Here is a 13,527-nt window from a genome sequence, read left to right as displayed (position 1 = left end):
ACGGGCGGCGGGGGTCCGGAGCGTTCTGCGGGTGGAGCGAATCGGTTGGGGCGGGGTTCGGCGCCATCGGGCGGGTTCGCGGTCGCGGCTCGCGCCGCTCCTACAGTCGGATACGTAGCTGCGGTCGCCCCCTGTAGGGGCGGCGCAAGCCGTGACCGCGCCAACCCAACTACGACGCAACCCCGCTCCCGCGCGCATCGCTCAATGCGCGCGAACCGGACTCCCCGGCAAATACAGATCGCCGATCTTCAACGCCATCCGATACGGCTCCGGATCGTTGCGATTGCTCAACACCACCACCGTCAGCCGCCGCTGCGGCCAACGCACGATCACGTTGCGGAACCCCATCGACTCGCCCGAATGCCACAAGGTCTCGCCGGTGACGCGCCAGCCATAGCCGTAGCCCACATCGGGCGCATCGGTCGGCGTGTGCGCGGCGAAGGCGAGCGCGCGCGAGGCGTCGCTGAGCAGACGCTGGTCGTACAGCGCCGCATCCCACTTGGCCAGATCGTCGATCGACGAATAGATGCCGCCGTCGCCGAGCGTCGCGCTGGTCGGACTCTGGTCGGTGCGTTGCCAGCGCCCGTGCTCGTAGCTGTAACCATAGGCGCGGTGCGCCACGCTCGACACGCCGCGCTCGTAGGCGACGGTGTCGCGCATGCCCAGCGGCAGGAAGATGCGTTCGCGCAGGAACTCGGCAAAGCCGCGCCCGGAGGCCTTGGCCACCACCAGCGCCAGCAGCGAATAGCCGCTGTTGCTGTAGCGATAACCACTGCCGGGCGCGAAGTAAGTGCGGTCCTGGCCTTCGAGCACGGCCAGCACATCGCGGTCGTGCATCTGGTGGGCGTCGGCGTCGAAGCTCGCCGGCATCACGTCTTCGTAGTCGATCAGGCCGGATTGGTGGCTGAGGATCTGGCGCAGGGTGATCGCGTCGCAGGCCTTGGGCAGGCTCGGCAGCCAGCGCCGGACCGGATCGTCCAGGCCGAGCTTGCCGTCCTGCGCCAGCAGCAGCACGGCGGCAGCGGTGAACTGCTTGCTGACCGAAGCCAGCCGGTAGTTGGTCTGCGGCGTAGCTTTGATGCCGTCTTCGAGCACCGCCAGCCCGTAGCCGCGGCGCAGCAGCGGGCGGCCGTCGCGCAGCACCAGCACGCTGGCGCCGGGCACGCGGCCGCGGTAATCGGCGAGCAAGCCATCGACTGCGCGTTCGGCCTGCGCAGCGTCTGTCGCGCCCTGCCCCGCTGCGCGCGACGGCGTACCGGTGCAGGCCGCTGCGCCGAGGCAGGCGACGGCGACGACGGCGAAACTCGCGCCGCGCAAACCGGTCGTAGCCGTGGCCGGCAATACCGCGCGCTTCTCATCGCTCATCGTTTCGCCTCCACCAGAAGACTGTCGCAACCCACGAAGCAAACGCGCATTCCGAAAGCGCTGCCGCTCCCGGCGATCCGCACTCTCTGCATTCCTTTTTACGCGCCCGATCACCGCACCGGAAAATCGAACGCCACTGCCGGCGTCGGCTCGGGCTTGAAGGTGTAGTGCCACCACTCCAGCGGATAATTCTCGAAACCCTCGCGCTGCATCGCCGCGCGCAGGCGCTGGCGATGGCCGCGCTGGGCCAGGCTGGCGCGCGGCGATTCGGTGTGAGCGAGCTCGTCGAAGAAATCGAAGCCGGTGCCCATGTCCAGCGGCGCGTAGCCCTCGCCGCGGCGTTCGAGCACGGTCAGATCGAGCGTGGCGCCGCGGCTGTGGCCTGAGGTCGGGGAGATGTAGTCGCCGAGCAACTTGCTTTTGTCGAGCGTGGGGTAGAAGCGCGACTTGGTCTTCTGATCGTCGGGATCGGCGGCCCAGGCGACGAAGTCGCGCACCGCGCGCACCGGCCGGTAGCAATCGTAGATCCGCAGCCGCAAACCTTGCGTGCGCAGTTCGCGTTCGACCCGCGCCAGCGCTTCGGCGGCGCGGCGGTGCAGGTAGCAGCCGGGCCCGAGGTAGCCCGCGATGGGACGGCCGACGAAGTTGTCGCTGCCGGCGTAGCGGATCTCCAGGTCGATGTCGGGCACCAGGGTGCGGATCTCGACCATGCCCGCGGCCGCGGCGTCCTGGGCGGTGGAGATGGTCGGCGCGACCGCCGCCACCGGCGCGGCGGCGGCCGGCCTGGCCGGCGCGGGATCGGACTGCGCCTGCGGCGAACGCACCGCGGCGACGCAGCCGATCAGCACCAGCAGCGCGCAGGCCTCAACCGCAATCGCCGACGCGCGCGAACGCCAGGTCTTCATAGTCGTAGCTGAAATCGGCATCCGGATCGAGCTTGCTCATGCTGAAGGCGGCTGGCTCGGCCGCGGCGGCGAAATCGATCCAGGCCTCGGCGTCGACTTCCTCCGCGTCCCAGTCGACCAGCAGGCGCGGCCCGACCCGGATGATCTTACCGCTCATCAGCGGCGACTTTCGCGAGGCGAATTCCACTTCGCCGCCGCGCGCGCACAGCGCCACCTCGCCGAACCACGGGTCGCGGTACACGCCGAGCTTGCCGCGCAGCTCGGCCGGCGCGAGCGGCCGGCGCGCGGAGGTGTCCGGCGCGCGGCTCGCCGCCGGCGCCTGCGCTTCGCGCTCGATCGCATCGGCGTACCAGGCCGGACCGCGCTCGCTGCGCGGACGTGTGTAGCGCTGGGTCAGCGCCTGGTCGAACACGCTGCGCGCATCGCCCGCATCGCCGTTGATCAACACCACGAAGCCGGCCTTGCGCTCGGGCAGCAGCGCGGTCAGCGAGTACATGCCCATCAGCGTGCCGGTGTGGCCGACCTTGAACTCGCCGTCGAAATCGCTCAGGCGCCAGCCGTAGCCGTAAGCGGCGAAGTGGGTGTTCGACCATTCGCGCTGGCGCCGGCTCGGCGTCATCGGCATCTGCGCGCGCCACAGTTCGCCGCGCTGCTGCGCCGACAGCCACGGCGTGCCGCCGCGCGCGGGCGCGGCCGGATCGAGCCAGGCGCGCAGCCAGCGGGTCATGTCGCCCAGGCCACAGCGCACGCCGCCGGCCGGGTCCATCGCGGTGGCAGCGATGCGCTCGCCGTCCTCGCGTACCGGCACATAGCGCCCATCGCGGCGTGCGTGCGGTTGCGTCAGCGGCGCGGCGTCGCTGCGCGCGAACGCGCCGACGCGGCAGCCGTCCATGCCCAACGGCGCGAACACCTCGCGCCGCAGCAAGTCCTCGTAAGGCGCGCCGCCCGCGGCGGCGGCGACTTCGCCGGCGACGATGTAGAGCAGGTTGTCGTAGTCGTAGCGCGAGCGGAAGCTGTACACCGGCTTGAGGTAGCGCAAGCCGTGGATCACATCGCGGCGGGTGAAACGGTTGGGCTCGGGCCACAACATCAGGTCGCCGGCGCCGGCGCGCAGGCCCGAGTTGTGGATCAGCAGGTCGCGCACCTGGATCTCGCGGGTGACCCAGTCCTCGTGCATGCGGAAATCCGGCAAGTACTTCGTCACCGGGTCGTCCCAGCGCAGCTTTCCCGCATCGACCAGCCGCGCGAGCAGCGCGGTGGTCATCGACTTGGTGTTGGAGGCGATCTTGAACAGCGAGTCGGCGCCGACCTTGCGCCCGGAGCCGGCGAGCAGCTCGCCGTCGGTGCGCGCGTAGACGACTTCGCCGTTTTCCACCACCGCCAGCGCCAGGCCCGGCAGGCGGTAGCGCGCCTGCACCTGATCGACGATGCGGTCGAGCTCGGCGCGGCGCGCATCGGCCGGGCTCGCCGCCACCGCACCGGCCGCGAACAACGAAGAAAAGAACAGGGCCGCGCAAAGCGGACCGATGCGTCGCATCGGCACCGGCCCTGTCGAGGTAGAACGATGGCGGCTCCCGCGTGCGGGAGCCGCCGGTGCCGGCATGACGGAAAGCGGCGTCATGCCGGCGAGCTTGGCGCGATCGCGCCTCAGAAGTCCACCGACACCGTCAGCTGCGCGTAGCGCGGCGTCTGGTAGCCCGTGCCGAGGCGATAGAACTCGTTGACCACACCGACGCCGGTCTCGTAAGAGTCGTCCACTTCCAGCGCGCGCTGCTGGTTGAGCAGGTTGTAGACCGCCAGCTTGACCCGCAGGTCGGCGCCGCCGAAGGAACGCTGGTAAGTGAGGCTGGCGCCCAGGTCGAAAGTCCACGGTGTGCGCCCGCCGTAGCCGCGCTGGCGCAGCTCGTAGGTGCGCTGGGCGAAGTCCTTGGCGGTGCAGTTGGCCACACAGACGTAGAAGCTGTGATAGACGGTCGGGTCGAACGGATTGCCCAGGCCGAAGGCGTTGATCGGCCGGCCGGACTGCGCGTTCAAGGTCGCGCCCACGGTCCAGTTGTCGTTGATCGCGTAAGCGCCGCGCAGCTTGATCTGATGGCGGCGGTCGTTCGGCAGCGCGCCGTCGCCGTTGAGGTTGACGAAGGGATCGTCGAAAGACTCGGTGCGGCCGGTGTTGTCGAAGCCGAAGTCCGAGTTCGACGGGCCTTCCACGTTGCCCTCGCTCTTGGACCACGTATACGAGGCGTTGAACGCCCACTTGTCGTCCCAGGCGCGGTCGAGCATGAACTCCAGCGCGCGGTAGGTGCGCTTGGGCTTGACCCAGCCGCGCTCGCCGACGTAGTTGCCCTTGGCGTCGTACAGCGCCCAGCCGGCGCGCGAGGTGTCGATGTCGACGTAGCCGTCCTTGACCCCGTCGCAGTTGGTGTCGGTGTACAGCTTGACCTTCTTGCCGGGGTTGCCCATCACATAGCCGATGCCGCCGGGCTCGCCGTTGCACAGGATGCCGTTGGAGGTGATCTCCATGTCGTCGATGGCGTTGTGCAGACGGCGGTAGATGCCGCGCACGCCCCACGACCAGGCATCGCCGAACATCGCCTGGTAGCCCAGGATCACCTCGTCCTGGTAGACCGGATCGATGTCGCCGTCGACCTTGCTGCGCTGGTCCTGCACGGTGCCGTCGCCCTGGCTGTTGTCGATCGGGCCGATCTGCGCGCCCAGGATCGGGCGGTAATAGGTCGCGCCGTTGCGCTGGAACGCCTCCAGCCCCTGCAGCGCGTAGAAGGTGCGCTCGTCGAGGAAAGCGCCGGCTTGCTTGACGTTGATCTGGTTGACGATGGGCAGGAAGTAGCGGCCGATGTTGCCGAACACCTTGGCGCGGCCGTCGCCGCGGAAGTCCCAGGCGAAGCCCAGGCGCGGGGCGATCATGTCGTCGATCTTGATGTAGGTGCTGCCGGCGCCGTTCTTGTTGTTGAACGCCTCCACGCGCACGCCGCCGTTGAGCATCAGGTCGGGCGTGACCTGCCAGTTGTCTTCGATGTAGTAGGCCGAGTTGATCGTCTCGAAGGTGCCGGTGACCTCCTGCTGGCGCGCGCGCACGTAGGCGTTGACGCCGGCGGGGACCACGCCGCCGTTCTCAAGCGTGGTGCCGGGCACGGTCGGGTAGATCTGGTAGAACTTGCGTGACGGGCCCGGATAGAAGCTCTCGTTGTCGGAGGTGTTGACCTCGCGGTCCAGGCCGAAGCGCAGCAGGTGGTCGCCGAGCTGCCACTCGAAGTCCAGCCGCGCGGCCTCGCGCTTGTCGGCGCCGTTTTCGATCAACGCCGAGGACACGCAGCCGATCTGCGGATTGCCGGCCACGCGCCGGTCCTGCACCGCGGCGCAGTCCTGGTCGTTGAGGCTGCTGGCGATGCGGTCGCGCTTGTTCTCGCCGTACAGCGCCTTCATCGAGAAGTTCTCGGTCAGGTAGCCGGTGTAGGTCAGCGCCCAGTTGGTGCCGCCGACCTCGCTGTACTGGGTGTTGCTGCGCGCGCCGCGGCTGCCGCGGGCGAAGTCGTACTGGTAGTTGTCGGTGGTGGTTTCGTTCTTGTCGGAGAAGGCCAGGAACTCCAGCAGGTGGCTGTCGTTGATCTGCCAGTCCAGCTTGGTGCCCCAGAAGCCCTTGTCGGCCTTGCCCTTGAAGAAGGTGCTGCCCGCATCGTTGGTGCTTTCGGGGCGATAGTCGCGAAACTCGTACATCGCGTAGAAGAACAGCTTGTCCTTCACGATCGGCCCGGAGGCGTGCACGTTGAGGTTGGTGCGGTCGCGCTTGTCGCGGCTGGCGATGCGGAACGGGTCGCCGCTGCGGTCGTAATGGTTGTCGCCGCCCGATTGCAGCGACTTGGGCTCCCACACCAGCTCGGCGCCGTACTTGAACTCGTTGGTGCCCGACTGGGTGACGGCGTTGATGACGCCGCCGGTGGTGCGGCCGAACTCGACCGAGTAGCCGCCGGTCTTGACCTGGAATTCCTTGAAGAAGCCGAACGGCACCGAGGAGAAGCCGACCCGCTTGTAGAAGTCGGTGACGTTGAGGCCGTTGATGTAGACCGCGTTCTCCGACACCGACGAGCCGCCGAACGAGGCGCCGCCGTACTGGCCCTGGATCACGCCCGGCGCCAGCAGCGCCACCGATTGCGCGTCGCGCGCGATCGGCACGCGCTCGAGCTCGGCCTTGGTGATGTTGGTGGCCGATTCGGTCGAGCGCACGTCCACCGGGGTGATCACGCGCGAGCCGACCACCTGCACCGCGGCCAGGTCGGTGGCGGCGCCGAGGTTGACGTTGGCTTCGTTGCCCAGGCTCACCACGACCTGGATCGGCGCGCCGACCGCCTGGCCGTCCTTGCTGGCCTGCAGTTGGTAGGTGCCGATCGGCAGGAACGGGAAGCGGTAATTGCCCTGGGCATCGGCCTTGACCGTGCGGGTGAAGCCGGTGTCGGCGCTGCGCACGGTGACTTCGGCGCCGGCGGCGACGCGGCCGGACAGCGAACCGTCGGTGTTGGCCGCCAGCGCCGGCAGCGCCATCGATGCGAGGCAGATCCCCATCGCCACGCACAAACCGGACTTGCGAAAGCTCTTGCCTTTCATTGCCGCACTTCCTCCCCAAAAGGTATGAGCGGTGCTGCGCCGGGTCAGTCCTTCGTCGGCAGCACCTGCGCGTGGTAGTCGTAGTCCCACTGGTCGAAGTAGAGATTTCCCCCTTCCCACTCGACCTCGCCGCGTTGCGAATCCACGGTCTCGGAACGATCGAACCGCTTGGCCGGAACGAACTGGCGGCCGTAATCGTCGTTGTAAGCCACCCGGTACGCGTCCAGGCCGCCGAGGTAGAAGCCGGCCAGTTGCGGATCGGGCGAATCGAAGCGGCCGGTGGTGACGTCCACCGGCAGCCAGCCGTAAGGGGCCAGGTACATCCAGGCCCAATCGTGCATGTTGGTGTAACCGTTGTCGCCGTACACCCAGCCCGATTGCCAGCGCGCCGGGATGCCGTTGAGGCGCAGCAGCGCCATCAGCAGCAGGGTTTGCTGGCCGCAATCGGCGTGGCCGGCGTGCAGGGCGTAGTCGGAAATGTTCGAGATCGTCGAATACTCGCGCGCGCCGGCCCACGGAATCGCATCGACCGCGGCATAGAGCTTCTGCGCGATGCGGTACGGGTTCGTCTCTTCGCCCACGACCTTGCGCGAGAACTCGCGCAGCGCCGGCGTGTAGACGATATGCGGCGCGCGTTCGCCCAGATACGGGCGGGTTTGCTCGTTCACCGGCGCGGGCACGACCCGGTCCGGATCGATGCGGCGGTATTGGCCGAATACGGTCAGCTCGTAGCTGACCTCGAATTTCGTCGGCTTGCCGGCTTGCGCGCGCTGTTCCAGATAGACCGTGCGCTGCAGCGTCGACGCCGGCGCGATGCGGTGCGTCGCCGGCGCGCTGGCGAGAAAACGGAGGCCTTCTTGCTGATGCGGCAACTCGCGCGGATACGGCAGCCACGCGCGCAAGGTCTTGCCGGCCGGCACCGCGTCGGCGCTCACCGTCAGCGCCTGGGTGATGCGCACGCGCCGCGGCGCGCCGTAGCCGCTTTCGAGCGCTGCGTCGCGCACTTCGCGCTGATGATCGTTGAGCGTTTCCATCGGCCCGACGCTCAAGGGCTTGGCGTCGGCGCGGCGGCGGGCGAGCGCCTGCGGGCTGAGCCGGAACAGGTTCGACGGCGCGCGCTGGAAATAGCGCTTGTCGCCGTCGATGGTCATCGATTCGAGCAGGCCCTGGCGGTCCCAGGCGTCGAACTCGCCCGCGGTGAGGTCGGGAATCTGCGCGCGCAGCTTCTGTTCGGCCTGGGCGCGGTCGAGACTGAAATCCAGGCGGATGCGGCGCATGCGTTCGCGCTGGAATTCCAGGGCGGCGCGCGCGTCGTCGTCGAGGCCGCGCTGTTGCAGCGCCGCATCGATCTGCGCGCGCGCTTGTTCGAAACGGCCGGCGTCGATCGAGGCGACGACGGCGGCCAGTTCCTCGCGCGCCGCGGCTTCGCCGGCCGCGCGCGCCTGCGCTTGCACGGGAGCGACCGACACGCGCAGGCCCAGCACCAGCGCCGGCAACGCGAAGATCAGGCCGAGCGCCAGCGCACGCGTGCGCCAGCGCCCGGCGGGAGAGACGATGGCCCTCGCGCGGGGAGCGATAAACAGCAGGTCAGTCACGGGATCCATACCTGTGTCACCCACGCGGGGCCATCGGTTCATGGCTGTGTAACATGTGGATGTCAGGCGGTCAATAAATTATTCCGTATCTATTTTCTTTAGGAAGCATGTATTCTCCGAACGACCCCGGAGGCGCCGTGGCGCGTCCGGGTCGGTGCCGGAGGTCCGGCATCGGGCCTGTGAGGACGCGCGCCGACGCACGTCCGCCGGAGCATGACGCGATGGGTACCGTCTCCAGCCGCCGACCTCGCCGCCGCGCGTCCGCGCGCTGCATCGCAGCATGCTGGTTGCTGCCGGGACTGCTCTCGCTCAGCGCCATCGCCGCGCCCGACGCCGCCCGCGACCGCGGCATCCCTGCGACCGGCGTGATCGGCATCGAGGAGGGGCAATTGAACGCCGACTACTGGATCCGCCAACAGGCCAAGCCCGATGCGGTGATCCTCGACACCCGCGCGATCGCCAAGCAGAACGCGCGCCTGGCCGAACTCGACCCGTCGGTGCACGACATCGAACATCTGCCGGCGACGCTGACGCGCGAACGCGTGCGCGGCTGGATCCAGGCGATCTCGCAACCGCGCGACGAGCCTCTGTTCGACGAACGCGGCGACGCCGTGGCCGAGGCGACGCTGCGCGAGCTCGAGGCCGACCTCGCGCTCGACGCGATCCCCGCGCAGCAATCGGTGCGCTACGGCCTGGTGGTGCGGCGCGCCGACCTGCGCACCTACCCCACCCGCCTGCGCGTGTTCAATTCGCGCGGCGACACCGATATCGACCGCTTCCAGGAAAGCGCGCTGTTCCCGGGCACGCCGGTCGCGGTGGCCCACCAAAGCCGCGACGGAACGTATTGGTTCGTGGTCAGCCCGCTGTACGCGGCCTGGGTCGAGAAGGACCGCATCGCGCTCGGCGACAAGGCGCCGGTGTTCGCCTACACCCATAAAACGCCTTATCTGGTGGTCACCGGCGCGACCGCGCGCACGGTGCACACGCCCGAGCAGCCCGGCGTCTCCGACGTACAGCTGGAGATGGGCGTGCGCGTGCCGCTGCTGGCCGACTGGCCGGCGGAGCAACCGGTCAACGGCCAGCACCACTACGCCTCGCACGTGATCGAGCTGCCGTATCGCGATGCCGACGGCCGCCTGACGTTCTCGCCGGCATTGTTGCCGCGCACCTCGGACACCGCTTCCGACTATTTGCCGCTGACCCAGGCCAACCTGGTCCGCCAGGGCTTCAAGTTCTTCGGCGAACGCTACGGCTGGGGCCATTCCTACAACACCCGCGACTGCAGCGGCTTCGTTTCGGAGATCTACCGCAGCTTCGGCGTGCAACTGCCGCGCAACACCCGCGACCAGGCGGTCAGCCCGGCCTACAACCGCATCGACCTGGACGACAAGCTGAGCCACGAAGAGCGGCTGAAGATCGTCAAGACTCTGGAAACCGGCGACCTGATCTACATCCCCGGCCACGTGATGATGGTGGTCGGGCATCAGGACGGCTGGCCCTACGTGATCCACGACACCACCGGCATCACCTTCCGCGACCGCACCGGCGACCTGACCCGGGTCCACCTCAACGGCGTCTCGGTGACGCCGCTGGTGCCGCTGCTGTTCAACAAGGAACAGCCGACGGTGGACCGGATCACCAGCATTCAACGTATTCGTCCATGAGGTCCGCTGCGATGCGCCCAGCTGCCGCGGCAGGACTTCGGACTTTTGTGGGAGGGCCTTCAGGCCCGATGCTCTTGTCTCGGATCGCCGCGACCTGGGACAAAAGCATCGGGCCTGAAAGCCCTCCCACATAACCGCCCGCTCTGCCGATACTTTCCCTGCCGGCGCCCGCGCGCCTCACCCGAACACCACGCGCCCCACGACACCATCGACACATGAAGATCACCGACATCCGATTCGGCATGCTGCGGGTTCCGCTCAAGACGCCGTTCAAGACCGCGCTGCGCACGGTCGACACGGTCGAAGACATCGTCGTGACCGTCCACACCGACACCGGCCACATCGGTTACGGCGAGGCGCCGGCGACCGCGCCGATCACCGGCGACACCCACGGCTCGATCGTCGAGGCGATCCGCAAGTTCATCTCGCCGCGCCTGATCGGCCAGGAGATCGCCAACCTCAACCGCATCACCGGCCTGATCCAGGGCGCGATCGAGAAGAACTCCAGCGCCAAGGCGGCGGTGGAGATCGCGGTCTACGACCTGTTCGGCCAGCTCTACGGCGCGCCGCTGTACAAGATGCTCGGCGGCGGCGACCCGGTCATCACCACCGACCTGACCATCTCGGTCGACTACATCGAGAAGATGGTCGCCGACTCGATCGCCGCGGTGGATCGCGGCTTCGAATCGCTGAAGATCAAGGTCGGCAAGGACATCGGCGTCGACATCGAGCGGGTCAAGGCGATCTACGCCGCGGTCGAAGGCCGCGCGCTGCTGCGCCTGGACGCCAACCAGGGCTGGACCGCCAAGCAGGCGGTGTACGCGCTGCAAACGCTCGAAGACGCCGGCGTGCGCCTGGAACTGGTCGAGCAGCCGGTCAAGGCGCAGGACCTGGAAGGCCTCAAGTACGTCACCGACCGCGTCCACACCCCGATCATGGCCGACGAGAGCGTGTTCGGCCCGGCCGAGGTGATCGACCTGATCCGCATGCGCGCAGCCGACATCATCAACATCAAGCTGATGAAGACCGGCGGGCTGTCCAAGGCGATCCAGATCGCCGACATCGCCGCCATGTACGGAGTGGAATGCATGATCGGCTGCATGATCGAGACCTCGATCTCGGTCGCCGCAGCGGTGCACCTGGCGGTGGCCAAGTCCAACGTCATCACCAAGGTCGACCTCGACGGCCCCTCGCTGTGCGCGTTCAACCCGGTCGACGGCGGGGTGATCTTCAACGAGTCCGAGATCACCGTCACCGATGCGCCGGGCCTGGGCATCCGCGAGATCCGCGGCCTGGAGGCGCTGGCCGCTGCCTGACCTGCGCGGCGCCGCGAAGCCGGCTACGCTGTAGGCCTCCGCCGCGCCCGGGACCGGACCCCTGCCGATGTCGCCCCTGCTCAAGATCCGCTCAGAACGCGACCAGATGTCGGCGATCGAACGCCGCATCGCCGACTACCTGCTGGAAAACGCGCACCTGCTGCGCGACTACTCCTCGCAGCAGTTGGCCAACGCGCTCGGGATCAGCCAGTCCAGCGTGGTCAAGTTCAGCCAGAAGCTGGGCTTCAAGGGCTATCCGGACCTGAAGTATTCGATCGGCGAAGCGATCGCCCGCGGCGACCGCCACGACGACAACGGCGACGCCCAGGCCGCGCCCGCCGATCCCAACCGCGCCCTGGCCGAGCGCCTGTGGCACGGCAAGGCGCGCGCCGAGGAAGAGACCCGGCTGATCAACCCGCCCGAGCGCATCGAGGCCATCGCCGAGCTGATCCAGCACGCGCGCCGGGTCTACGTCATCGGCCTGGGCGAGGACGGCATCGCCGCGCGCGCGCTGTCGATGAAGCTGGCGATGATCGGCATCCTCAGCGTCCACCACTTCGACCCGGTATTGATGGCCGCCAGCACCGCCAGCGCCGGCGCCGGCGACGTGCTGCTGGTGCTGTCCGAGCAAGGCAAGCTGACCTCGCTGTGCCACCTGGCCCGCACCTTCGGCGAAAGCGGCGGCAAGGTGGTCTCGGCCACCCGCCACACCCCCAACCCGCTGCGCGCGCACGCCGACCACGCCCTGCTGGTGTCGGCCCACGACGAACGCGCGCACATGGAGCCGCTGCTGTACCACAGCGCGCTGCAGCACCTGATGGACCTGATCTTCGTGCTGCTGTGCGAGCACGGCCAGGACCGCCTGCGTCAGCTCGACAACCATGCCGAGCGGGTGCAGGACATGCTCGATATCTGAGCGTCGCACCGGATCGCCGCGATGCTCCGCAATCTCCCTGTAGGAGCGGCGCGAGCCGCGACCGCGGTAATGCAACCGCGTCGCAACCTTCGTCGTAAGCGATATGGCGTTGTCGCGGCTCGCGCCGCTCCTACAGGGAGAAACCCGACCACGCCGCGCTTCGCCCGATCCGCGCCCAACGCTCCAGGACCGAACCGCCCATGCTCCGCTACGTCCTCGCTCTCGCCGCCGCCATGACCCTCACCGCCTGCGCCACCCGCGCCGACCGCGCCGGCGACGGCGCCGTACAGCCGCAGTTGGTGCTGGTGACCACCGCCGACTGGAACGCCACCCAGGGCCGCCTGCAGCGCTATCTGTTCGAAGGCGGCCAATGGCTCGCGGTGGGCGCGCCGGTGGAAGTCAGCATCGGCCGCAACGGCGCCGCGTGGGGCCGCGGCCTGCGCGCCGCCCCCAGTGATGGCGGCCCGCTCAAGCGCGAAGGCGACGGCCGCGCGCCGGCCGGGCTGTTCGCCATCGGCACCGCGTTCGGGTATGCCGATACCGCGCAGACCGCGCTGCCGTACGCGCCGATGAGCGCCAGCCACTACTGCATCGACGTGCCCGATTCGCCGCTGTACGACCGCATCGTCGATGCTCGCGCCGTCGGTAGCGAGGCGGTGAAAGGCTCGACCGAACCGATGCGCCGCGACCTGCACGCCGACGGCGACCCGCGCTACCGACTGGGCTTCGTGATCGCGCACAACCCGGCGCATGTACCCGGCGCCGGCAGCTGCATCTTCGCCCACCTGCGCCGCACGCCGGGCGAGCCGACCGCGGGCTGCACCGCGATGGACGACGCAGCGATGGACGAACTGCTGGCCTGGCTGCGCCCGCAGGCGCGGCCGCTGTTCGCGTTGTTGCCGCAGGCGCAGTATCGGGCGGTGTGGAAGCAGTGGGGGTTGCCTGAGCCTGTTTCTGACGAATGATGGTCGGGAGGTTTCTCCGCGTCTGTCTCAGAACGTCATCCCCGCGAAGGCGGGGATCCAGAGACTTCAGAGTTATGTCTCTATGAAGCCCTGAATTCCCGCGTTCGCGGGAATGACGGCTGGTAAGTTTCGCCGCACCTCTTACAGATCGTCATCCCCGCGAAAGCGGGGATCCAGAGACTTC

Annotated in this window: 10 protein-coding genes; 4 read left to right on the top strand and 6 right to left on the bottom strand. The window is 68.4% G+C overall.

The window, feature by feature from the left end; genetic code table 11:
• Positions 1-201: 201 nt before the first annotated feature.
• From BLU84_RS00715 to BLU84_RS00695, 5 genes are all read right to left on the bottom strand, one after another.
• Positions 202-1,365 (bottom strand): serine hydrolase domain-containing protein, encoded by a 1,164-nt coding sequence (locus BLU84_RS00715; protein ID WP_083382216.1) that lies wholly within the window; start codon positions 1,363-1,365, stop codon positions 202-204.
• A gap of 110 nt (positions 1,366-1,475) precedes the next feature.
• Positions 1,476-2,270, bottom strand: a complete 795-nt coding sequence (locus BLU84_RS00710) for a M15 family metallopeptidase (RefSeq protein ID WP_083382215.1) — start codon at positions 2,268-2,270, stop codon at positions 1,476-1,478.
• A complete protein-coding gene (locus BLU84_RS00705; protein WP_074861677.1) occupies positions 2,230-3,807 on the bottom strand; it encodes a serine hydrolase domain-containing protein in 1,578 nt (525 codons plus the stop codon). Before BLU84_RS00705 ends, BLU84_RS00710 begins: the two co-directional genes overlap by 41 nt.
• A 110-nt stretch (positions 3,808-3,917) precedes the next feature.
• On the bottom strand, positions 3,918-6,887 hold the full coding sequence (locus tag BLU84_RS00700) for a TonB-dependent receptor (RefSeq protein ID WP_074861676.1): 2,970 nt from the start codon (positions 6,885-6,887) through the stop codon (positions 3,918-3,920).
• A 44-nt stretch (positions 6,888-6,931) separates the two neighbouring features.
• Positions 6,932-8,371 carry a transglutaminase-like domain-containing protein gene (locus BLU84_RS00695; RefSeq protein WP_074863204.1) on the bottom strand — a complete coding sequence of 480 codons (1,440 nt, stop codon included), beginning with the start codon at positions 8,369-8,371 and terminating at the stop codon, positions 6,932-6,934.
• 332 nt (positions 8,372-8,703) lie between these two features.
• Here BLU84_RS00695 and BLU84_RS00690 point away from each other — a divergent pair, with 332 nt between their 5' ends.
• The gene (locus BLU84_RS00690) at positions 8,704-10,146 is read left to right on the top strand and encodes a C40 family peptidase (protein WP_074861675.1); all 1,443 of its coding nucleotides are present in this window, start codon (positions 8,704-8,706) and stop codon (positions 10,144-10,146) included.
• Here the strand turns inward: BLU84_RS00690 and BLU84_RS28070 are convergent.
• Complete coding sequence (locus tag BLU84_RS28070) at positions 10,118-10,363, bottom strand: DUF6053 domain-containing protein (RefSeq protein WP_425479310.1); 246 nt, start codon at positions 10,361-10,363, stop codon at positions 10,118-10,120. The genes BLU84_RS00690 and BLU84_RS28070 overlap by 29 nt on opposite strands.
• On the opposite strand from BLU84_RS28070, the gene BLU84_RS00685 reads away from it, so the two are divergent.
• The 3 genes from BLU84_RS00685 (at position 10,362) to BLU84_RS00675 (ending at position 13,343) form a co-directional block, all read left to right on the top strand.
• Positions 10,362-11,462 carry a dipeptide epimerase gene (locus tag BLU84_RS00685; protein ID WP_074861674.1) on the top strand — a complete coding sequence of 367 codons (1,101 nt, stop codon included), beginning with the start codon at positions 10,362-10,364 and terminating at the stop codon, positions 11,460-11,462. The genes BLU84_RS28070 and BLU84_RS00685 overlap by 2 nt on opposite strands.
• 67 nt (positions 11,463-11,529) lie before the next feature.
• Positions 11,530-12,378 (top strand): MurR/RpiR family transcriptional regulator, encoded by an 849-nt coding sequence (locus tag BLU84_RS00680; RefSeq protein ID WP_074861673.1) that lies wholly within the window; start codon positions 11,530-11,532, stop codon positions 12,376-12,378.
• Positions 12,379-12,578: 200 nt separating this feature from the next.
• Positions 12,579-13,343, top strand: coding sequence for a L,D-transpeptidase family protein (locus BLU84_RS00675; protein WP_074861672.1), 765 nt, complete (start codon positions 12,579-12,581; stop codon positions 13,341-13,343).
• Positions 13,344-13,527 lie beyond the last annotated feature (184 nt).

Origin of the sequence: Lysobacter enzymogenes, from assembly GCF_900106525.1 — a bacterium.
GTDB lineage: Bacteria > Pseudomonadota > Gammaproteobacteria > Xanthomonadales > Xanthomonadaceae > Lysobacter > Lysobacter enzymogenes.
This window is presented reverse-complemented; position numbering and strand designations above follow the sequence as displayed.